Genomic DNA, 19958 nt, shown 5'->3' on the forward strand with positions numbered 1-19958 from the left:
GCTTTAAGCCTGTCTCGCTTGCGGCTTGAGCCGCACGTAAAGGGTTTTTCCGGCAATGTACCGGTGACCGAGGTTCTCCAGCAGCATCTGCATGAAAAACGGATCGACCATCGAGTCGAGTCTTGCAGTCAGCCACTTAAGCATCGGGTCGAGTACCCAAGCCCATGGCTTGCCGGGCGAACCAGCGTTTGGCCGGCGGCAGCAGATCGAGACCGAGCAGGCCGATGTTACGGACCAAGGAAACCAGCGGTTGAGTGCTGCCGAACAAACGGGTGACCTGATCGGAGAAACCCACGGTCAGGTTCTGATCCAGACGCTGACGTTCGCGGTAAGCCTGCAAGGTCGCAAAATCGCCGGGAGAGGTTTCGCTCGCCAGCAGCGCATCAGCCAGCGCTTGAGCATCACGCAGGGACAGGTTGAAACCCTGGCCGGCAATCGGGTGCAGGCTGTGAGCGGCGTTACCGAGAATGGCCAGATGCGGACGCACCTGCTCTTCGGCTTCGATCAGCGTCAGCGGGTAAAGATGTCGCGCCCCCACCTGCTTCAAGGTGCCGAGGCGATAACCGAACACGCCCTGCAACTCGCTGAGGAAGCTGCGTTCATCAAGCGCGGCCAGCCGTTGCGCGTCCATGCCCAATCGAGTCCACACCAGTGCGCAGCGGTTTTCCGGCAGCGGCAACAACGCCATCGGGCCGTCATCGGTGAAACGCTCGAAGGCCATGCCGTTGTGCGCTTCGCTCGGGGTGATGTTGGCAATCAGCGCGCTCTGGTTGTACGGGCGCTTTTTGATGCCGATCCCCAGTTGTTCGCGCAGGCCGGAACGGCCGCCATCAGCCAGCACCGCAAGGTCGCATTCCAGGGTGGTTTCATCGTTGAGGGTCAGGCGATAGCCGTCGGTCAGTGGCTCCATGCGCGTGACTTCCGCCGGGCAACGCCATGTGATCACGTCCTTATCCAGACCTTGCCAGAGGCATTGGCCGAGCCAGGCGTTTTCCACCACATAACCCAGCGCCGGAACGCCCTCTTCCATCGCCGACAGTCGCGCGGTGGAAAAACGTCCACGGTCGGAGACATGAATCTGCTTGATCGGCTCGGCGCGGCGGGAGATTTCCTGCCACACGCCCAACCGTTGATAAATCTGCTTGGCGCCGTAGGACAACGCCGAAGAACGGGCGTCGTAGCTCGGTTGATAAGTGTGGCCGGGGGCAAAGGGTTCGATCAACACGATCTTCCAGCCACGCGCCTTGGCCCCTGCTTGCAACGCTAACGCCAGGCTGGCGCCGACCAGACCACCACCGATGATTGCCAGATTGACTCGACTCATGCCGCTTGTGCCCGCGCGGCGGCCATCAAGGCCTCGATCTCGGCGACCGTTTTCGGCACGCCTTTGGTCAGGATTTCACAGCCGGTTTTGGTGACCACTACGTCGTCCTCGATGCGCACGCCAATGCCGCGCCATTTCTTCGCCACATTCTGGTTGTCCGGGGAAATGTAGATACCCGGTTCCACGGTCAGCGCCATGCCAACTTCCAGCACGCGCCATTCCCCGCCGACCTTGTATTCGCCGACATCATGCACATCCATGCCCAGCCAGTGGCCGGCGCGGTGCATGTAAAACGCTTTATAGGCTTCGCTGGCAATCAACTCGTCGACGTCGCCTTGCAACAAGCCCAACTTCACCAGCCCGGTGGTAATGACCCGGACGGTGGCTTCGTGGGCCTGATTCCAATGTTTATTTGGGGCGATTTCGGCAAACGCGGCTTCTTGCGACGCCAGCACCAGTTCGTAAATCGCCTTCTGTTCCGCTGAATACTTGCCGTTGACCGGCCAGGTGCGGGTGATGTCGCTGGCGTAGCAATCGATCTCGCAACCGGCATCGATCAACACCAGATCGCCGTCCTTGAGCACGGCGTCATTCTGCTGGTAATGCAGGATGCAGCTGTTGCGCCCCGCGGCGACGATCGAGCCGTAGGCCGGCATCTTCGCCCCGCCCTTACGGAACTCATAATCGAGCTCGGCTTCGAGGCTGAATTCATGCAGCCCGACCCGGCTGACCTGCATCGCGCGGATATGCGCCTGGGCAGAAATTCGTGCGGCTTCGCGCATCACCTTCACTTCTGCCGCCGATTTATACAGGCGCATGTCGTGAAGCAGATGATCCAGGGCAACGAATTCGTTCGGCGGCTGGGCGCCGAGGTGCGCTTTAGAGCGGATCACGTTGATCCAGTCCATCAGGTGCCGGTCGAATTCCGGGTTGCTGCCCATGGCCGAATACACCCGGTCACGGCCTTCGATCAGGCCCGGCAGGATGTCGTCGATGTCGGTGATGGGGAAGGCGTCGTCGGCGCCAAAGTCGCGAATCGCGCCTTCCTGCCCGGCGCGCAGACCGTCCCACATTTCTCGCTCGGCGTTGCGTTCACGGCAGAACAGTATGTATTCGCCATGTAAACGTCCAGGCATCAAAACGATGACCGCCTGAGGCTCGGGAAAACCGCTGAGATACTGGAAGTCGCTGTCCTGACGGTAGACGTGCTCGACGTCGCGGTTGCGGATGGCAACGGCGGCGGCGGGCAGAATGGCGATGCTGTTGGGTACCATCTGCGCCATCAGGGCCTTGCGGCGCCGGCTGTATTCCGATTTCGGGATATGAATCATGGGCAGATGGCTTTCCCTGGCACGCGATTAATGCAGCGATGGTTTGGCAGCAGCCGGCGCGTCTGGCTTCTTGGTTTCGGTGAACAACAGCAGCGGCGCAACACGCAGGTACTCCATCACTTCCATGTAATCGCTTTCGCCGTCGTCGGACTCTTCCAGAGCGTCTTGCACCTGCGAGATAGCCGCCAGATCCTGCAAAACTTCAGTGGCCTCGGTGCTCAGCATGCTGCTGTCACGGCAGTTCAGGCCGAAACCGCTGAGGAAGCCCTGGCACCATTGGCCCAGTGCGGCGGCGCGATCAGCCAGTGGCTCGTCATCGGTCGGAAGCAGCAGAACGACGGTCACGTCGTCGCCGGTGAGCTCGCCCTTGACCATCTCTTGCAGGCCGATCAAGGCATTGCGAATGTTGTCCTGCGGCTCGCCTTCGAGCAGCTCGGCGGCATCAACCAGCCAGCCTTCGGCATCGAAGCCGGCACCGGCGCAACTGCGGCCGAGCAGCAGGCCATGCAGTTCGGCAGGCGAGACGTTATGACCGCTGGAAGTCAGCAGTGTGACGAAGGCTTGGTACGGGGAATTCTGAATGGGCATGGGCAGCTAGGCGCCAGACGGCGCTATGTCTAGAATGAAGGCCTTGTATCCTACATCGACAGACTCGCCAAGACTATTAAAGGCTGTCCGCCAGCTATCACCCATCTGACATTTCAGTGGACCCAATGGAAGACACCGACCTGCAAGCGCTAATGGCCAGACTCGAACTGCTAATTACCCGCGTCGAGCAACTAAAGAGTCAAAACGGACTCCTATTAGCTCAGGAAAAGACCTGGCGCGAGGAGCGCGCTCACCTCATAGAAAAGAACGAAATCGCCCGGCGTAAGGTCGAATCAATGATTTCGCGCCTCAAGGCCCTGGAGCAAGACTCATGAGTTCAAGCAATAGCGTTACCGTGCAGATCCTCGATAAAGAGTATTCGATCATCTGTCCCCAGGAAGAGCGCAGCAACCTGGTGAGCGCCGCCCGTTACCTGGACGGCAAGATGCGCGAAATCCGCAGCAGTGGCAAAGTCATTGGCGCCGATCGCATCGCCGTGATGGCCGCGCTGAACATCACGCACGATCTTCTGCACAAGGAAGAACGCCCGGATGCACAGGCCAGCGGCTCGACCCGTGAGCAGGTTCGTGACCTGCTGGACCGCGTCGATCTGGTGCTCGCAACCGACCCGGACGTCACCAAGGGCTGAAACGCGAAACCGCTTGGGGTATACTCGCAACACTCCCTGGGGTGCTTGCCAGTTGGCGATGTCCCTGAGCCGATTTGCTATACCCTGGAGGTTGCACGTTGGGCTGGTGTGCATGTCCGCTAGACGGAAAGCCTTAAAGCCTACTGCATCTTCCACCTTGAACTTTCGGGTTCAAGGGCTAAGTCGACAGCGGTACATCCGGGGAGCCTGATTCCAGTCCGATGCCGGTTTAAATACCGGCATCGGCTTTTTTACGGGTACGCTTCAGGTACTTGTCCCGCGAGCCCGAATCCATGAACGAACCTGCGCTGCTACCCCGCCCGCAACTTCGACGCATGCTGCGCAAGGCCCGCCGCGCACTGACTCCCAGTCAGCAACGCCAGGCTGCACGCGGGCTGTACAAGCAATTGGCCCAGCAGCCGCTGTTTCGCCGCGCAAAACATATCTCTCTGTATCTGCCCACTGACGGTGAAATCGATCCGCGTGTTGTGCTGCGTGCCGCTCAACGTCGGGGCAAGGCAACTTATCTGCCGGTGCTCAGTGCCTGGCCACGAACCAAAATGGTGTTCCAGCGAATTCGCCCCGGTGAAAAACTGAAACCCAACCGTTTCCGTATTCTCGAACCCCGGCACAACCTCGCCCGGCAACGCAAAGTCTGGGCGCTCGATCTGGTGCTGTTGCCATTGGTGGGATTTGACGATGTCGGCGGACGCCTGGGCATGGGCGGTGGTTTTTATGATCGAAGCCTGGCGTACCTGGCACGACGAAAAAACTGGCGCAAGCCGACGCTATTGGGGCTGGCCCATGAATGTCAGAAGGTCGAGCGATTGGCTCAAGCGAGCTGGGATGTGCCGTTACAGGGAACGGTGACAGACAAGGCGTGGTATTTCGCAGGCTAGACGCCGCAGGAATCAGCGGCGTCCCAAAACAGGTTCAGCGTTTGAACGCCGACGGCTGCTGTTGCTGCGCGATTTCGATCGGAGCATCGGTCTTGTTGCTCCACAGGCTTTGGGCATAGCCAGTGGTCACGACGCCGAGGCCGAACAAAATAACCAAAATCCATAGTAAATCCGGTTTGCGTTTCATCGATTGCCCCCCAAAGGCACATCAACACGATGACAGCAGCGGTTTCCGTTATAGGTGTAGGCCGTGCAGCAGCGTCATGCTTAGAAGGCCGGCATTCTGCGACAACGTGAACCGACACGCAAACGCTGGCGTCAACCGACCGTCGGTTTGTCATAAAATTGCCCGACAACTTGCCCACCCACCTCGCAAGGAGCAAAAACCATGGCTTATTGGCTGATGAAATCCGAGCCCGACGAGCTCTCAATCAAGGGCCTGGAGACGCTTGGCAAAGCGCGCTGGGACGGAGTGCGCAACTACCAGGCGCGTAATTTTCTGCGGGCCATGGCCGTGGGCGACGAGTTTTTCTTCTATCACTCCAGCTGCCCCGAACCGGGAATTGCCGGGATCGGACAGATTGTCGAAGCCGCGTATCCGGACCCGACGGCGCTGGAGCCGGAGAGCGTTTACTTCGATCCGAAATCTTCACCCGAGAAAAACGCCTGGAGCGCGATCGATGTCGCTCACGTCGAGACGTTTCCCAAGGTGCTGAAGCTGGAGTATCTGAAACAGCAGGCGGCGCTGGCCGAGATGCCGCTGGTGCAGAAAGGTTCGCGACTGTCGGTGATGCCGGTGACGGCCGAGCAGTGGGCGGCGGTGATTGCGCTCAAGCCGTAAAATCTCCTGCGTTTACCGGAATGAGGCCCGCCGCAACAACGAACGTCTTACTGAATAATCAGGTTGTTGAACAACAGATCCTCAACCACCGGCTTACCGGTTTCGTCGTTCATGATTTGCTGGGTCTGTTTCAGGGCTTCCTGACGCAGCTTTTCCTTGCCTTCGATGCTGTTCATCGCCTCGGTGGTCTGCTGGGTGAACAACGCGACCAGTTGATTGCGAATCAACGGTTCATTGGCCTTGACCAGTTTGGTCGATTCTTCACCGGTCACCCGCAACGCCACGTCAGCCTTGAAGACCTTCAACTTCGGCGTGCCATCCAGGCCATAGTTACCCACGAATGGCGGACTCAGGGTCAGGTAGCTGACTTTCGGGGCTTCACCTTCTTTGGCTTCTTCGGCCATCGCTGCCACGGGCAGAGACAGGGCCAGCAACAACATGATCCACGCTTTCACAATTCGCTCCTTATCCGGTTTGCGGTCTAGCATAACGACCCGTCGCACAAGCACAAGCTTATGGCTGACTATCAGGGCCGGGCATGCTCGTTGACCCATCGACTTACACACCTACACTTATCGGCCATCACTCCCAAAGGAATAGCCCTGATGAAAGCCGTGCTGTGCAAAGCCTTCGGCCCTGCCGAATCGCTGGTGCTGGAAGACGTCGCCAGTCCTGTTGCGAAGAAGAATGAAATCCTGCTGGACGTGCACGCCGCCGGGGTGAATTTCCCGGACACGTTGATCATCGAGGGCAAATACCAGTTCAAGCCGCCCTTCCCGTTTTCCCCGGGTGGCGAAGCCGCCGGCGTGGTCAGCGCGGTGGGTGAAAAGGTCAGTCACCTCAAGGTCGGTGATCGGGTCATGGCCCTGACCGGTTGGGGCAGTTTCGCCGAACAGGTCGCGGTGCCAGGCTACAACGTGCTGCCAATCCCACCCTCAATGGACTTCAACACCGCCGCCGCTTTCAGCATGACCTACGGCACTTCGATGCACGCGCTCAAGCAACGAGGCCATCTGCAACCCGGTGAAACCCTGCTGGTGCTCGGCGCTTCCGGTGGTGTCGGCCTGGCGGCGGTGGAAATCGGCAAAGCCATGGGCGCCCGCGTGATCGCCGCCGCCAGCAGCGCCGAAAAACTCGCGGTGGCCAAGGCCGCCGGCGCCGATGAGCTGATCAACTACAGCGAAACCAGCCTCAAGGACGAAATCAAACGCCTGACCGATGGCCAGGGCGCCGACGTGATCTACGACCCGGTGGGTGGCGACCTGTTCGACCAGGCCATCCGCGCCATTGCCTGGAATGGACGCCTGCTGGTGGTCGGTTTTGCCAGCGGTCGCATTCCGGAATTGCCAGTGAACCTGGCGCTGCTCAAAGGTGCGGCAGTGGTCGGCGTGTTCTGGGGTTCGTTTGCTCAGCGCCAGCCTCAAGACAACGCAGCGAACTTCCAGCAATTGTTTGGCTGGTTTGCCGAAGGCAAGTTGAAGCCACTGGTGTCGCAGGTGTATCCGCTGAGTAATGCGGCGCAGGCTATAAATGATCTGGGCCAGCGCAAGGCAGTCGGGAAAGTGGTGGTGCAGGTTCGCTGAGCCCAATGAAGCGGTCTGGACTTCAAATCAAAGTGTTCAGACTGCTTATTTCCCTTTCAAACGAAGGACATTTCCCAAAGCCTCGTCCTACCCTGGACCGAAATGCGGCATGAAGACCTGCAAGTAACGTTTCCCACAGCGTCCTTCATTTATACCTGAGCGACATGTTCATAAAGGAACACCGAATCTCCAGAATTTCCGCTATTTGGTCGGTGCGAACCGGTGCTATTTTCGGTAACGAAACTGTAACATTCGCATCCGCAGTCAAAACAAGAAATCTGGAGCTCTTGAATGTTTGCTTTCTTTCGTCCTGCCGCACATCAGGCTCCATTGCCTGAAGAAAAAATAGACAGCACCTACCGACGCCTTCGCTGGCAGATCTTCGCCGGGATTTTCTTTGGCTATGCGGGTTATTACTTGCTGCGCAAGAACTTCTCCCTGGCCATGCCATACCTGATCGACGAGGGTTACACCCGTGGTCAGTTGGGGTTGGCGATGTCGGCAATCGCGATTGCCTACGGCCTGTCGAAGTTCCTCATGGGCCTGGTGTCCGACCGCTCCAACCCGCGTTACTTCCTGCCCTTCGGCCTGCTGGTATCGGCGGGGGTGATGTTCATTTTCGGTTTCGCACCGTGGGCTACGTCCAGCGTCACCATGATGTTCATCCTGCTCTTCATCAACGGCTGGGCCCAGGGCATGGGCTGGCCACCGAGTGGCCGGACCATGGTGCACTGGTGGTCGCAGAAGGAACGCGGTGGCGTGGTGTCCGTGTGGAACGTGGCGCACAACGTCGGCGGCGGCCTGATCGGCCCGCTGTTCCTGCTCGGCATGGGCTTGTTCAATGACTGGCGCGCGGCATTCTACGTACCGGCGGCGGTGGCTCTGGCGGTGGCAGTGTTCGCCTTCATGACCATGCGCGACACCCCGCAATCGGTTGGCCTGCCGCCGATCGAGAAGTACAAAAACGATTACCCGGAAGGCTACGACGCCAGCCACGAAGACGAATTCAGCGCCAAGGAAATCTTCGTCAAATACGTGCTGCACAACAAAATGCTCTGGTACATCGCCATGGCCAACGTCTTCGTCTACCTGCTGCGCTACGGCGTATTGGACTGGGCTCCGACTTACCTGAAGGAAGCCAAAGGCTTCACCGTGGATAAGACGTCGTGGGCGTACTTCCTCTACGAATGGGCAGGTATTCCGGGCACGCTGCTGTGCGGCTGGATGTCGGACAAGATCTTCCGTGGCAACCGTGGCCTGACCGGCATGGTGTTCATGGCGTTGGTGACTGTGGCGACCCTGGTGTACTGGCTCAACCCGGCCGGTAACCCGACCGTGGACATGATCGCGCTCGTCTCGATCGGCTTCCTGATTTACGGCCCGGTGATGCTGATCGGCCTGCAAGCGCTGGAACTGGCGCCGAAGAAAGCCGCCGGTACGGCAGCGGGCTTCACGGGTCTGTTCGGTTATCTGGGTGGTTCGGTCGCGGCCAGTGCAGCGATGGGTTACACCGTGGACCATTTCGGCTGGGACGGCGGCTTTGTGCTGCTGATCGGTGCATGCCTGCTGGCGATGGCCTTCCTCGCGCCGACGCTGTGGCACAAGCAAGTCGCCAGTCAGAGCCGCGAAGCAATCGCCTGATCGGCGTTTGATTTGCAGCGCTTGAGCCGCGCCTCCAGATTCCGGTCTGGCATGGCGTGGCTACGCAGGGCGTTGGCGGTCTGCTCGACATAATCTCGAGTGGTGCCGTAACGCCCGCAAGCGTTTTCGAACACATGGCTCAGCACGTGATCCGGCAAGTTGCCGGCATAGCTGGGCAGGTGTCGCTCCAATACAAATCCCAATGCCTGAACCTGGCTTCCGTCTTCGAGGCGGCAGTTGAGCCAGTGTGGACGATATGACGGGAATGGCATTTCGCGCTGCCACAAGGCGTAGAGCGAAGCGTCGAGTTGTTCTTCGGGCAAGCGGTAAGCGAAACCGCTGCAAGAGCCGCCGCGATCCAGACCAAACACCAGGCCAGGCACTTCCGGCGTGCCGCGATGTTCGTGGGACCACAGGTACAAACCGCGATGGTAGCCATGCACCCGCCCCCGCACACGCTCCACCGCCGGGCATTCAGGCCGCCAGATCAGCGAGCCGTAAGCGAACAGCCAGACCGGCCCGCCCTTGTGGCGCGCCATGGTCGACTGCATCGAGCGGAGCAATTGTTCGTGCGTGAGCTGCGGCCCCAGATCGAGCCGCGGAGGGTAAGCCAGATTCAAAAAAGCAGATTCAATGGCGCTCATGGCGAATAGCGTTCAGCTCCCCCACGGGTAAAGAATTACTTAATAGAACGCACCGCTGTAACAATAAGGCACATATGTTTCGAGGCAATTTAAGTGCCATGGCACAGTTTTTAAACAATTGCCTGAATGACATATAACCTACCGGAATTTATATGATTGTATAAATACCGATCGGCTATATAGGGAGTTATAACGATTAACGGGGAGCGTACGCAAACACATCCGCGCGCATCTGATGAGCGTCCATCCCGGCTTCGACCAGAGCATCCAGCGTGCCGTAGACCATGGCCGGCGAGCCGCTGGCGTAGACATGCAAGGATTTCAGATCAGGGAAGTCCTCACACACCGCCTCATGCAACATGCCACAGCGCCCCTGCCAGCCGCATTGATCGCTGACGACTTTATGCAGGAACAGATTGGGCAGTTTCAGCCATTCATCCCAATGTTCAATGTCATAAAAATCTTCAGGACGACGCACGCCCCAATACAAATGCACCGGATGTTTGAAGCCCGCGGCACGGCAATGTTCGATCAGGCTATGGATCTGGCCCATGCCGGTGCCAGCGGCAATCAGCACCAGCGGACCGTCCGGCAACTCCGCCAGATGGGTGTCGCCGAACGGCATTTCAATCCGCACCATCGGGTTGCGCTGAAGTTGCTCGATCAGGCTCAGCGCACTGCTTTCGCGCGCCAGCACCTGGATTTCCAGATCGCGCCCGCCGTGCGGCGCCGAGGCCAGGGAGAACGCGGATTTCTCGCCGTTCTCGCGCTCGATCATCAGGTACTGACCGGCGTGATAGCGCGGTGGCTTGCCGGCCGGCGCTCGCAGACGCACACGCCAGGTATCGCCGCCGACGTCCCTGCATTCAATGACCTGACACGACAAGCTGCGCACCGGCAATTCTCCCCGCGCGAGCACGCCATCCCACAGCACGATGCAGTCTTCCAGCGGCTCTGCTATGCAAGTGTAGAACTCGCCATGGTCGCGCACACCGCCTTCCTGTTCGACCCGCCCTTCCACCAGCAGCGCGGCGCACACATGACAATTGCCGTTTCGGCAGCTTTGCGGGCATTCATAGCCCAGACGCCGCGCGCCATCGAGAATCCGCTCGCCGGGCAGAATCTGTAGCACTGCTCCGGAGGGCTGCAAGGTTACACGCATCAATCTATTCCTAACTGATTCCAGATGGCATCGATCCGTTGGGTCACGGCTTCATCCTTGACGATCACCCGGCCCCACTCGCGAGTGGTTTCGCCCGGCCATTTATGCGTGGCATCGAGCCCCATCTTCGAACCCAGGCCGGAGACCGGCGAGGCGAAGTCCAGGTAATCGATCGGCGTGTTGTCGATCATCACCGTGTCGCGCTTGGGGTCCATGCGCGTGGTGATGGCCCAGATCACGTCGTTCCAGTCGCGTGCGTTGATATCGTCGTCAGTGACGATAACGAACTTGGTGTACATGAACTGTCGCAAAAACGACCAGACACCGAGCATTACCCGCTTGGCATGGCCGGGATACGACTTCTTCATGGTCACGATGGCCATGCGGTACGAGCAGCCTTCGGGCGGCAGATAGAAGTCGGTGATCTCCGGGAACTGCTTCTGCAGGATCGGCACAAACACTTCGTTCAGCGCCACGCCGAGAATCGCCGGCTCATCCGGCGGACGGCCGGTGTAGGTGCTGTGATAAATCGGTTTGATCCGGTGGGTGATGCGTTCGACGGTGAACACCGGAAAGCTGTCGACTTCGTTGTAGTAGCCGGTGTGGTCGCCGTACGGGCCTTCATCAGCCATTTCGCCCGGATGGATCACGCCTTCAAGGATGATCTCGGCAGTCGCCGGAACCTGCAGATCGTTACCGCGGCATTTCACCAGTTCGGTGCGGTTGCCGCGTAACAAGCCAGCGAAAGCATATTCGGAAAGGCTGTCCGGTACCGGCGTTACAGCGCCAAGAATGGTCGCAGGGTCGGCGCCCAGCGCCACGGACACCGGGAACGGTTGGCCAGGATGCTTCTCGCACCACTCGCGGTAATCCAGCGCGCCGCCACGGTGGCTCAGCCAACGCATGATGACCTTGTTGCGGCCGATCACTTGCTGACGGTAGATGCCGAGGTTCTGGCGATCCTTGTTCGGGCCTTTGGTGACGGTCAGGCCCCAAGTAATCAGCGGGCCGACGTCGCCCGGCCAGCAGGTCTGCACTGGCAGCATCGCGAGGTCGACATCGTCGCCTTCGATGACCACTTCCTGGCAGACTGCGTCTTTGACCACCTTCGGTGCCATAGCGATGATCTTGCGGAAGATCGGCAGCTTGGACCAGGCATCTTTCAGGCCTTTCGGCGGCTCGGGCTCCTTGAGGAACGCCAGCAGCTTGCCGATCTCGCGCAATTCGCTGACCGCCTCTGCGCCCATGCCCAGCGCCACGCGCTCAGGGGTGCCGAACAAGTTGCCGAGCACTGGGATGTCATAACCCGTGGGCTTTTCGAAAAGCAGCGCCGGACCTTTGGCACGCAAGGTGCGGTCGCAGACCTCGGTCATTTCGAGCACTGGGGACACCGGAACCTGGATGCGCTTGAGTTCGCCGCGTTTTTCCAGGCCGCTGATAAAGTCGCGCAAGTCGCGATACTGCATGCGTGAGCCTCGTGTTGGCCGTGGCGTTCGGGGGGAGGCAGTTTAGCGCCGAACCCCTCTATTCAGAACCACGAACTGCCGGTTCATCAAAAATCAGATAGCAAAAAGCCGGGTTTCCCCGGCTCTGGTGCCCTGTATGGCTGTCTCTGTTAGTCAACTTCGGCGCCGCAAGCTCATATCCTGCGTTGCTGCTCCTCGCCATAGCCAGCTATGACTCGTCGCAGCGCCTTGGCTATGAGCCTGCGGCATCCGAATTTGAACTAACGAGACAGCCACACAGGGCACAGCCCTTATCGACTTACTTGCGCTTCATCGACAGGAAGAACTCATCGTTGGTCTTGGTCGTTTTCAGCTTGTCGACCAGGAACTCAATGGCAGCGATTTCGTCCATCGGGTGCAGCAGCTTGCGAAGGATCCACATGCGTTGCAACTCGTCGTCGGCCGTCAGCAACTCTTCGCGGCGGGTGCCGGAACGGTTGATGTTGATGGCCGGGAAGACGCGTTTTTCGGCGATGCGGCGATCCAGAGGCAGTTCCATGTTGCCCGTGCCTTTGAATTCTTCGTAGATCACTTCATCCATCTTCGAGCCGGTTTCAACCAGCGCGGTGGCGATGATGGTCAGCGAACCGCCTTCTTCGATGTTCCGCGCGGCGCCGAAGAAACGTTTCGGTTTCTCCAGGGCGTGAGCATCGACACCACCGGTGAGTACTTTGCCGGAGCTCGGGATCACGGTGTTGTAGGCGCGAGCCAGACGGGTGATGGAGTCGAGCAGAATCACCACGTCCTTCTTGTGTTCGACCAGGCGCTTGGCCTTCTCGATCACCATTTCGGCAACCTGCACGTGGCGGGTTGGCGGCTCGTCGAACGTCGAGGCAACCACTTCGCCGCGCACGGTGCGCTGCATTTCGGTGACTTCTTCCGGACGTTCGTCGATCAGCAATACGATCAGATGAACTTCAGGATTGTTACGCGCGATGTTCGCTGCGATGTTCTGCAGCATGATGGTTTTACCGGCTTTCGGCGGTGCAACGATCAGACCGCGCTGGCCTTTGCCGATCGGGGCGCACAGGTCGATGACACGACCGGTCAAGTCTTCGGTGGAACCGTTGCCGGCTTCCATCTTCATGCGCACGGTCGGGAACAGCGGGGTCAGGTTCTCGAAGAGAATCTTGTTTTTCGCGTTCTCGGGACGATCGTAGTTGATCGTGTCGACCTTGAGCAGCGCGAAATAACGCTCGCCTTCCTTTGGAGGACGGATCTTGCCAACGATGGTGTCACCGGTGCGCAAGTTGAAGCGACGGATCTGGCTCGGCGAGACGTAGATATCGTCTGGGCCGGCGAGATAGGAAGCGTCAGCGGAGCGAAGGAAGCCGAAGCCGTCCTGGAGAATCTCCAGCACGCCATCACCGGAGATTTCCTCGCCGCTTTTAGCGTGCTTTTTGAGCAGGGAGAAAATCACGTCCTGCTTGCGCGAACGGGCCATATTTTCTATGCCCATCTGTTCGGCCAATTCGAGCAGTTCGGTAATCGGCTTTTGCTTGAGTTCAGTCAGATTCATATAGGAATGACGTAATCATTTATGGAGGGGGGGAAATTAAGCTTTTGGCTTAATGAGGCCGCGCCGCAGAGAAGGCGACAGGATCGCGTACTTATTCGAAAAGGAGTGCGTCGGCGACGGCTAGTAGGGGGCAGTGGAGAAACCAGTGCGGGGCCGAATGTACCACCTGAGTTTCGGAGCGTCTAGCCCTCAATAACGAAAAGGCCCCGCGATATGCGGGGCCTTTTTGATGACGCTTTAAACGACGCTTAGATGTTGGCGTCGAGGAAAGCAGCCAGTTGCGACTTCGACAGGGCGCCGACCTTGGTCGCTTCAACGTTGCCGTTCTTGAACAGCATCAGCGTCGGGATACCACGCACGCCATGCTTGGCCGGAGTTTCCTGGTTTTCGTCGATGTTCAGTTTGGCAACGGTCAGCTTGCCTTTGTAGGTTTCAGCAATTTCGTCCAGAACAGGAGCGATCATTTTGCAAGGGCCGCACCATTCAGCCCAGTAGTCGACCAGTACAGCGCCTTCGGCCTTGAGGACGTCGACGTCGAAGCTAGCGTCGGTGACGTGTTTAATAAGATCGCTGCTCATGGAAGTCTCCAGGTTGTAAGCAAAAAAACGTGGCCCATCATAGCCGCCCTTCCCTCGTTCAGGAAGGTGCAGATGATTGAGTCTCGCTATGGTGGCGCATGAGTTTGGGTATAGCTCAAGTCACGAGGTGGCGGGAGTGACGAAGGCAATTGCGGTGCGCAGGGCGGCGTTGCGTACATGTTTGTGCATGGCCTTCTGCGCCGCTCCGGATGCCCGCCGGGCCAGTGCGCGGAGGATTTTTCGGTGTTCCCGCCAGGTTTCCATGGCGCGCTCGGGCCGGATGAACGGTAGCTTTGATCTCCAGCCTCGGCAAGAACCCCGAGCGCGAGAAGGTCATTGACTTCTCCCGTGCCAAAAATCCCTGCCCCGCTGCTTCGCCCGCACCTCCATCGAGCTGTTCCAGGGCACGCCGCACCGTGCACTTGGAAGGCCGCTACCCATTGGCGCAACGAGGAAAAATCCACCCCGTGACGATGCGCGACCTCTCTAAATCCCGCTTTGCCGGAACAGTAATCCTGTACCGCTGATAACTTTGCTTGATCAGTGTACTTACCCATGAAACACCCCATCAGTTGTGTCCAACTTTTGGGGTGCAGACCACTCTGCGTGGGAATGTCTCAACGGACGCTCTGCGTCCGCTTTTGGGACGCGGAGCGTCCCGGGCTGCATTCCTTTGCTGCGCGTGGGAACGATCGGCAATAAACCGTACGCGTTGGCGGCAGCGTTTGATCGTGGCACGATGTCGAGGTTATCGACCGAGACCCCCTGACCATGCCGCAATCTCAAGCCAAGAATCTGTCCCTGATCGCCGCAATCGACTTGGGCTCCAACAGCTTTCACATGGTCGTGGCCAAGGCCCAGAACGGCGAAATCCGTATTCTCGAACGACTCGGGGAGAAGGTTCAACTGGCCGCTGGCATCGACGATGAGCGCCAGCTCAGTGAAGAATCCATGCAGCGCGGGCTCGATTGCCTGAAGCGTTTTGCCCAACTGATCAACGGTATGCCGCCCGGCGCCGTACGGATCGTCGGCACCAACGCCCTGCGTGAAGCCCGTAACCGTGGCGAATTTATCCGCCGCGCTGAAGAAATTCTCGGCCACCCGGTGGAAGTCATCTCCGGCCGTGAAGAAGCGCGTCTGATCTACCTCGGCGTTTCCCACACCCTCGCCGACACCCCGGGCAAGCGCCTGGTGGCCGATATCGGCGGCGGCAGCACCGAATTCATCATCGGCCAGCGCTTCGAACCGCTGCTGCGCGAAAGCCTGCAAATGGGCTGCGTCAGCTACACCCAGCGCTATTTCAAGGACGGCAAGATCACCCCGGCCCGCTACGCCCAGGCATACACCGCGGCGCGGCTGGAGATCATGAGCATCGAACACGCCCTGCATCGCCTGACCTGGGATGAAGCCATCGGCTCCTCGGGCACCATTCGCGCCATCGGCCTGGCGCTGAAGGCCGGCGGTCATGGCACGGGCGAGGTCAACGCACAAGGCCTGGCCTGGCTCAAGCGCAAGCTGATCAAGCTCGGCGACGTCGAGAAGATCGACTTCGAAGGCATCAAGCCTGACCGCCGGGCGATCTTCCCGGCCGGCCTGGCGATTCTCGAAGCGATCTTCGACGCGCTCGAACTGCAACGCATGGACCACTGTGAAGGCGCCCTGCGCGAAGGTGTGCTTTATGACCTGCTGGGCCGTCATCATCACGAAGACGTCCGTGAGCGCACCCTCAGTTCGTTGATGGAGCGCTATCACGTCGATCAGGAACAAGCGCTGCGCGTTGAGCGCAAGGCGTTGCATGCCTTCGATCAAGTGGCTGAGGATTGGGACCTGGATGACGGCGTCTGGCGCGAATTGCTCGGTTGGGCGGCCAAGGTCCATGAAGTGGGCCTGGACATCGCTCACTATCACTACCACAAGCACGGCGCCTACCTGATCGAGCACTCGGACCTGGCCGGGTTCTCCCGCGAAGACCAGCAAATGCTCGCGCTATTGGTGCGTGGCCACCGACGCAATATTCCCCGGGACAAGTTTGCCGAGTTCGGCGATGAAGGCATCAAGCTGATTCGCCTGTGCGTGCTGCTGCGCTTTGCGATTCTGTTCCATCACATCCGCGGCACTCAGGAAATGCCTCAGGTCGTGCTGCACGCCAATGGCGACAGCCTGGATGTGCTGTTCCCGGAAAACTGGCTGGACGAAAACCAGCTGACCCAGGCCGACTTCGGTCTGGAAGCGGAATGGCTGACCCGCGTCGGCTTCGTGCTCAACGTTCGCTGAAACCTTCTGAAAGAAAAAAGGGCGATCCACCTGGATCGCCCTTTTTTTGCGCAAAATAATTCGCGTTAACGAACGGTCAGAATCGGGCTCCCCAAACGCTCCAGCAGCGTAGCCTGCGCACTGCGCGGGTTCTGGTTGCCGGTCGGCGTGTTGCGGATGTAACGGCCGTCCGCCTGCAAGCTCCAGCTGTGAGTGTTATCGGTGAGATAAAGCTCCAGCTCTTTCTTGACCCGCATGATCAGCTTCTTGCCCTCGACCGGGAAGCAAGTCTCAACGCGCTTGTCGAGGTTGCGCTCCATCCAGTCGGCACTGGACAGGAACATCTGCTCTTCACCGCCATTGAGGAAGTAGAAGACCCGAGTGTGCTCCAGGAAACGACCGATGATCGAGCGCACGTGGATGTTATGCGAAACCCCGGCGATGCCCGGACGCAGGCAGCACATGCCACGCACCACCAGATCGATACGCACCCCGGACTGACTGGCCTTGTACAGCGCGCGGATAATCTTCGGATCGGTCAGCGAGTTGAACTTGGCGATGATGTGCGCCGGTTTGCCGTCGAGGGCGAACTGGGTCTCACGGCCAATCATGTCGAGCATGCCCTTCTTCAGCGTGAACGGCGCGTGCAACAGCTTTTTCATGCGCAGGGTTTTACCCATGCCGATCAACTGGCTGAACAGTTTGCCGACGTCTTCGCACAACGCGTCGTCGGATGTCAGCAGGCTGTAGTCGGTGTACAGACGGGCATTCGCCGCGTGGTAGTTGCCGGTACCCAAGTGGGCGTAACGGACAATCTCACCGGCCTCGCGACGCAAGATCAGCATCATCTTGGCGTGGGTCTTGAAGCCCACCACGCCATAGATCACCACCGCACCGGCCGCTTGCAGACGGCTGGCCAGTTGCAGGTTGGACTCTTCGTCGAACCGCGCACGCAACTCGATCACCGCAGTGACTTCCTTGCCGTTACGCGCCGCATCGACCAGCGCATCGACGATTTCCGAGTTGGCGCCGGAGCGGTACAGGGTCTGACGGACCGCCAATACATGCGGGTCCTTGGCCGCCTGGCGCAGCAGGTCGACCACCGGCGTGAACGACTCGAACGGGTGCAGCAACAGGATGTCCTGCTTGCTGATCACACTGAAAATGTTCTCGCTGTTCTGCAGCAGTTTCGGGATCTGCGGGGTGAACGGCATGTATTGCAGCTCACGCTGACTGTCCAGACCGGTGATGCTGAACAGGCGGGTCAGGTTGACCGGACCGTTGACCTGGTACAGCTCGGTTTCGTGCAGGTTGAACTGCTTGAGCAAGTAGTCGGACAACTGTTTCGGGCAGGTGTCGGCGACTTCAAGACGCACCGCGTCGCCGTAGCGACGGGAAAACAACTCGCCGCGCAGGGCGCGGGCCAGGTCTTCTACATCTTCGGTGTCGACGGAAAGGTCGGCGTTACGGGTCAGGCGGAACTGGTAGCAGCCCTTCACCTTCATGCCCTGAAACAGGTCATCGGCGTGAGCGTGAATCATCGACGACAGGAACACATAGTTGTCGCCAGAGCCGCCGACTTCTTCCGGCAATTTGATGACGCGCGGCAGCAGACGTGGCGCCGGGATGATCGCCAGACCGGAATCGCGGCCGAAGGCGTCGATACCTTCGAGCTCGACAATGAAGTTCAGGCTCTTGTTGACCAGCAACGGGAACGGGTGCGTCGGGTCGAGGCCGATCGGGGTAATGATCGGCGCGATCTCGTCGCGGAAATAGCGGCGCACCCAGGTTTTGATCTTGGTGGTCCAGTGACGCCGACGGATGAAGCGCACCTGATGCTTTTCCAGTTCCGGCAACAGAATGTCGTTGAGGATCGCGTATTGGCGGTCGACGTGACCGTGTACCAGTTCACTGATGCGGGCCAGGGCCTGATGCGGTTGCAGGCCATCGGCGCCAGCCTGTTCACGGGCGAAGGTGATCTGCTTCTTCAGACCCGCCACACGAATCTCGAAGAACTCGTCCAGGTTGCTGGAGAAGATCAGCAGAAACTTCAGCCGCTCCAGCAACGGGTAGGACTCGTCCAGCGCCTGCTCCAGCACGCGGATGTTGAACTGCAGTTGCGAGAGCTCGCGATGGATGTAGAGGCTGCTGTCATCCAGGCCGGGAATGGCAATCGCCGGCGCCGCATGTGCGGGTTCGGCCACCACCGCGGGTGGAGCAGGCTCCAGTTCCGGCGGGGTCTCGGCGATTTGCTCCACCACAGGTTGAGCGTCTTTTACGGCAACTTCAGTGAGTCCTTCGGTATTCATCGAATGTTCCTGGGAGGGCTATTTTTGCTCTCGTAACAATTGAGCAGCACGGACGGCAAAGTAAGTCAGGATGCCATCGGCGCCTGCACGTTTAAAAGCAGTCAGGGATTCGAGGATAACCCCTTCGCTCAACCAGCCATTCTGGATTGCCGCCATGTGCATGGCATATTCACCGCTGACCTGATAAACAAAGGTCGGCACTTTAAATTCTTCTTTGACCCGGTAAAGGATGTCCAGATACGGCATGCCTGGCTTGACCATGACCATGTCCGCGCCTTCTGACAAGTCCGCCGCCACTTCATGCAGGGCTTCGTTGCTGTTGGCCGGGTCCATCTGATACGAGGCCTTGTTGGCCTTGCCCAGGTTCAGCGCCGAACCGACCGCATCGCGGAACGGGCCGTAATAGGCGCTGGCGTACTTCGCCGAGTAGGCCATGATCCGCACGTTGACGTGATCGGCCAGTTCAAGCGCTTCGCGGATCGCCTGGATGCGACCGTCCATCATGTCCGACGGGGCCACCACCTGAGCGCCGGCTGCGGCGTGGGACAACGCCTGCTTGACCAGTGCATCGACGGTGATGTCGTTCTGCACGTAGCCTTCTTCGTCGAGGATACCGTCCTGACCGTGGGTGGTGAACGGGTCAAGAGCGACGTCGGTGATCACGCCCAGTTCAGGAAATTGCGCACGCAACGCACGGGTGGCGCGCTGGGCGATCCCGTTGGGGTTCCAGGCTTGCGCGGCGTCCAGCGATTTGAGCTCCGGCGGCGTCACCGGGAACAACGCCAAGGCCGGAATCCCCAGCTCGACCCACTTGGCCGCTTCTTCAAGCAACAGATCGATGGTCAGGCGCTCGACGCCTGGCATCGACGCCACCGCTTCGCGACGGTTTTCACCGTCCAGCACGAACACCGGCAGGATCAGGTCGTCGACGGTCAGAACGTTCTCACGAACCAGTCGACGCGAGAAATCATCACGACGGTTGCGACGCAGGCGGGTTGCTGGAAACAAACGGTTGGCAGGGGTAAAGCTCACGGCAGACTCCTGAGCCCGCGCTGGCGGGCGAGCGTGACAGTTATAAGCGGGCATTATGACGAACAGATGACAGTTATGCTTAGCCCTGTGACACGTAGCC

The 19958-nt window shown here is 59.3% G+C and carries 20 protein-coding genes, 1 other RNA gene and 2 pseudogenes; 8 read left to right on the forward strand and 15 right to left on the reverse strand.

All coding sequences use genetic code 11. The annotated features are described in order from the left end of the window. Nucleotides 1–3 precede the first annotated feature (3 nt). Genes ACYZT3_RS28525 through ACYZT3_RS28540 form a run of 4 tightly spaced genes read right to left on the reverse strand, consistent with a single transcriptional unit; the run spans nt 4 to nt 3243 of the window. Complete coding sequence (locus tag ACYZT3_RS28525) at nt 4–144, reverse strand: hypothetical protein (RefSeq protein WP_462031227.1); 141 nt, start codon at nt 142–144, stop codon at nt 4–6. Beyond that, complete coding sequence (gene ubiH / locus ACYZT3_RS28530) at nt 137–1324, reverse strand: 2-octaprenyl-6-methoxyphenyl hydroxylase (RefSeq protein ID WP_282376120.1); 1188 nt, start codon at nt 1322–1324, stop codon at nt 137–139. Before ubiH ends, ACYZT3_RS28525 begins: the two co-directional genes overlap by 8 nt. Beyond that, nucleotides 1321–2655 carry a Xaa-Pro aminopeptidase gene (pepP, locus tag ACYZT3_RS28535; RefSeq protein ID WP_282376121.1) on the reverse strand — a complete coding sequence of 445 codons (1335 nt, stop codon included), beginning with the start codon at nt 2653–2655 and terminating at the stop codon, nt 1321–1323. The genes ubiH and pepP overlap by 4 nt, the downstream gene beginning before the upstream one ends. Nucleotides 2656–2682: 27 nt before the next feature. Beyond that, nucleotides 2683–3243 (reverse strand): YecA/YgfB family protein, encoded by a 561-nt coding sequence (locus ACYZT3_RS28540; RefSeq protein WP_282376122.1) that lies wholly within the window; start codon nt 3241–3243, stop codon nt 2683–2685. Between the two features lie 125 nt (nt 3244–3368). On the opposite strand from ACYZT3_RS28540, the gene ACYZT3_RS28545 reads away from it, so the two are divergent. From ACYZT3_RS28545 to ACYZT3_RS28560, 4 genes are all read left to right on the forward strand, one after another. Continuing rightward, on the forward strand, nt 3369–3578 hold the full coding sequence (locus ACYZT3_RS28545; protein ID WP_007982902.1) for a TIGR02449 family protein: 210 nt from the start codon (nt 3369–3371) through the stop codon (nt 3576–3578). Then, entirely contained in the window at nt 3575–3892 is a 318-nt protein-coding gene (locus ACYZT3_RS28550; protein WP_053163708.1) for a cell division protein ZapA, read from the forward strand. The genes ACYZT3_RS28545 and ACYZT3_RS28550 overlap by 4 nt, the downstream gene beginning before the upstream one ends. Before the next feature lie 30 nt (nt 3893–3922). Beyond that, a non-coding RNA gene (gene ssrS, locus ACYZT3_RS28555) (6S RNA) lies at nt 3923–4101 on the forward strand. A gap of 84 nt (nt 4102–4185) precedes the next feature. Then, nucleotides 4186–4791 carry a 5-formyltetrahydrofolate cyclo-ligase gene (locus tag ACYZT3_RS28560; protein ID WP_282376124.1) on the forward strand — a complete coding sequence of 202 codons (606 nt, stop codon included), beginning with the start codon at nt 4186–4188 and terminating at the stop codon, nt 4789–4791. A 34-nt stretch (nt 4792–4825) separates the two neighbouring features. Here the strand turns inward: ACYZT3_RS28560 and ACYZT3_RS28565 are convergent, their stop codons facing one another. Next, complete coding sequence (locus ACYZT3_RS28565; protein ID WP_008024268.1) at nt 4826–4978, reverse strand: hypothetical protein; 153 nt, start codon at nt 4976–4978, stop codon at nt 4826–4828. A gap of 201 nt (nt 4979–5179) precedes the next feature. Between ACYZT3_RS28565 and ACYZT3_RS28570 the strand changes: the two genes are divergently transcribed. Next, nucleotides 5180–5632 carry an EVE domain-containing protein gene (locus ACYZT3_RS28570; RefSeq protein ID WP_462031228.1) on the forward strand — a complete coding sequence of 151 codons (453 nt, stop codon included), beginning with the start codon at nt 5180–5182 and terminating at the stop codon, nt 5630–5632. Nucleotides 5633–5679: 47 nt separating this feature from the next. On the opposite strand, the gene ACYZT3_RS28575 is transcribed toward ACYZT3_RS28570, so the two are convergent. After that, the gene (locus ACYZT3_RS28575) at nt 5680–6087 is read right to left on the reverse strand and encodes a flagellar basal body-associated protein FliL (RefSeq protein ID WP_282376129.1); all 408 of its coding nucleotides are present in this window, start codon (nt 6085–6087) and stop codon (nt 5680–5682) included. A 150-nt stretch (nt 6088–6237) separates the two neighbouring features. On the opposite strand from ACYZT3_RS28575, the gene ACYZT3_RS28580 reads away from it, so the two are divergent. Then, nucleotides 6238–7215 carry an NADPH:quinone oxidoreductase family protein gene (locus tag ACYZT3_RS28580; protein ID WP_462031229.1) on the forward strand — a complete coding sequence of 326 codons (978 nt, stop codon included), beginning with the start codon at nt 6238–6240 and terminating at the stop codon, nt 7213–7215. Between the two features lie 291 nt (nt 7216–7506). Continuing rightward, nucleotides 7507–8856, forward strand: coding sequence for a glycerol-3-phosphate transporter (gene glpT / locus ACYZT3_RS28585; protein WP_282376132.1), 1350 nt, complete (start codon nt 7507–7509; stop codon nt 8854–8856). Here glpT and ACYZT3_RS28590 read toward each other — a convergent pair. The 7 genes and pseudogenes from ACYZT3_RS28590 to ACYZT3_RS28620 all read right to left on the reverse strand — a co-directional run. Continuing rightward, on the reverse strand, nt 8832–9500 hold the full coding sequence (locus tag ACYZT3_RS28590) for a gamma-glutamylcyclotransferase (protein ID WP_282376133.1): 669 nt from the start codon (nt 9498–9500) through the stop codon (nt 8832–8834). The two genes, glpT and ACYZT3_RS28590, sit on opposite strands and share 25 nt — an antisense overlap. Before the next feature lie 196 nt (nt 9501–9696). Continuing rightward, complete coding sequence (locus tag ACYZT3_RS28595) at nt 9697–10662, reverse strand: CDP-6-deoxy-delta-3,4-glucoseen reductase (RefSeq protein ID WP_282376134.1); 966 nt, start codon at nt 10660–10662, stop codon at nt 9697–9699. After that, nucleotides 10662–12128, reverse strand: coding sequence for a 4-hydroxy-3-polyprenylbenzoate decarboxylase (gene ubiD / locus ACYZT3_RS28600; protein WP_056738783.1), 1467 nt, complete (start codon nt 12126–12128; stop codon nt 10662–10664). Before ubiD ends, ACYZT3_RS28595 begins: the two co-directional genes overlap by 1 nt. Nucleotides 12129–12426: 298 nt before the next feature. Beyond that, entirely contained in the window at nt 12427–13686 is a 1260-nt protein-coding gene (rho, locus tag ACYZT3_RS28605) for a transcription termination factor Rho (protein WP_007942421.1), read from the reverse strand. A gap of 248 nt (nt 13687–13934) precedes the next feature. Next, complete coding sequence (trxA, locus tag ACYZT3_RS28610; protein ID WP_008150340.1) at nt 13935–14264, reverse strand: thioredoxin TrxA; 330 nt, start codon at nt 14262–14264, stop codon at nt 13935–13937. A 120-nt stretch (nt 14265–14384) separates the two neighbouring features. Then, nucleotides 14385–14558 (reverse strand): annotated as a pseudogene (locus ACYZT3_RS28615) (FCD domain-containing protein); the annotation flags it as partial. A gap of 113 nt (nt 14559–14671) precedes the next feature. Beyond that, a pseudogene (locus ACYZT3_RS28620) lies at nt 14672–14821 on the reverse strand (transposase); the annotation flags it as partial. A 214-nt stretch (nt 14822–15035) separates the two neighbouring features. On the opposite strand from ACYZT3_RS28620, the gene ppx reads away from it, so the two are divergent. Beyond that, nucleotides 15036–16538, forward strand: a complete 1503-nt coding sequence (gene ppx, locus ACYZT3_RS28625) for an exopolyphosphatase (protein WP_282376137.1) — start codon at nt 15036–15038, stop codon at nt 16536–16538. Nucleotides 16539–16603: 65 nt separating this feature from the next. Here the strand turns inward: ppx and ppk1 are convergent, their stop codons facing one another. Together ppk1 and hemB are read right to left on the reverse strand one after the other, a co-directional pair. Next, nucleotides 16604–18826: a polyphosphate kinase 1 gene (gene ppk1 / locus ACYZT3_RS28630; RefSeq protein WP_282376138.1), complete on the reverse strand. Its 2223-nt coding sequence runs from the start codon at nt 18824–18826 to the stop codon at nt 16604–16606. Between the two features lie 18 nt (nt 18827–18844). After that, a complete protein-coding gene (gene hemB / locus ACYZT3_RS28635; protein WP_282376139.1) occupies nt 18845–19858 on the reverse strand; it encodes a porphobilinogen synthase in 1014 nt (337 codons plus the stop codon). Nucleotides 19859–19958 lie beyond the last annotated feature (100 nt).

Source organism: Pseudomonas sp. MDT1-16, assembly GCF_054898115.1.

Coding starts and splice junctions, on each gene's coding strand:
- ACYZT3_RS28525 (WP_462031227.1), bottom strand. CDS start 144: ATGCTTAAGTGGCTGACTGCAAGACTCGACTCGATGGTCGATCCGTTT.
- ubiH (WP_282376120.1), bottom strand. CDS start 1,324: ATGAGTCGAGTCAATCTGGCAATCATCGGTGGTGGTCTGGTCGGCGCC.
- pepP (WP_282376121.1), bottom strand. CDS start 2,655: ATGATTCATATCCCGAAATCGGAATACAGCCGGCGCCGCAAGGCCCTG.
- ACYZT3_RS28540 (WP_282376122.1), bottom strand. CDS start 3,243: ATGCCCATTCAGAATTCCCCGTACCAAGCCTTCGTCACACTGCTGACT.
- ACYZT3_RS28545 (WP_007982902.1), top strand. CDS start 3,369: ATGGAAGACACCGACCTGCAAGCGCTAATGGCCAGACTCGAACTGCTA.
- ACYZT3_RS28550 (WP_053163708.1), top strand. CDS start 3,575: ATGAGTTCAAGCAATAGCGTTACCGTGCAGATCCTCGATAAAGAGTAT.
- ACYZT3_RS28560 (WP_282376124.1), top strand. CDS start 4,186: ATGAACGAACCTGCGCTGCTACCCCGCCCGCAACTTCGACGCATGCTG.
- ACYZT3_RS28565 (WP_008024268.1), bottom strand. CDS start 4,978: ATGAAACGCAAACCGGATTTACTATGGATTTTGGTTATTTTGTTCGGC.
- ACYZT3_RS28570 (WP_462031228.1), top strand. CDS start 5,180: ATGGCTTATTGGCTGATGAAATCCGAGCCCGACGAGCTCTCAATCAAG.
- ACYZT3_RS28580 (WP_462031229.1), top strand. CDS start 6,238: ATGAAAGCCGTGCTGTGCAAAGCCTTCGGCCCTGCCGAATCGCTGGTG.
- glpT (WP_282376132.1), top strand. CDS start 7,507: ATGTTTGCTTTCTTTCGTCCTGCCGCACATCAGGCTCCATTGCCTGAA.
- ACYZT3_RS28590 (WP_282376133.1), bottom strand. CDS start 9,500: ATGAGCGCCATTGAATCTGCTTTTTTGAATCTGGCTTACCCTCCGCGG.
- ACYZT3_RS28595 (WP_282376134.1), bottom strand. CDS start 10,662: ATGCGTGTAACCTTGCAGCCCTCCGGAGCAGTGCTACAGATTCTGCCC.
- ubiD (WP_056738783.1), bottom strand. CDS start 12,128: ATGCAGTATCGCGACTTGCGCGACTTTATCAGCGGCCTGGAAAAACGC.
- rho (WP_007942421.1), bottom strand. CDS start 13,686: ATGAATCTGACTGAACTCAAGCAAAAGCCGATTACCGAACTGCTCGAA.
- trxA (WP_008150340.1), bottom strand. CDS start 14,264: ATGAGCAGCGATCTTATTAAACACGTCACCGACGCTAGCTTCGACGTC.
- ppx (WP_282376137.1), top strand. CDS start 15,036: ATGCCGCAATCTCAAGCCAAGAATCTGTCCCTGATCGCCGCAATCGAC.
- ppk1 (WP_282376138.1), bottom strand. CDS start 18,826: ATGAATACCGAAGGACTCACTGAAGTTGCCGTAAAAGACGCTCAACCT.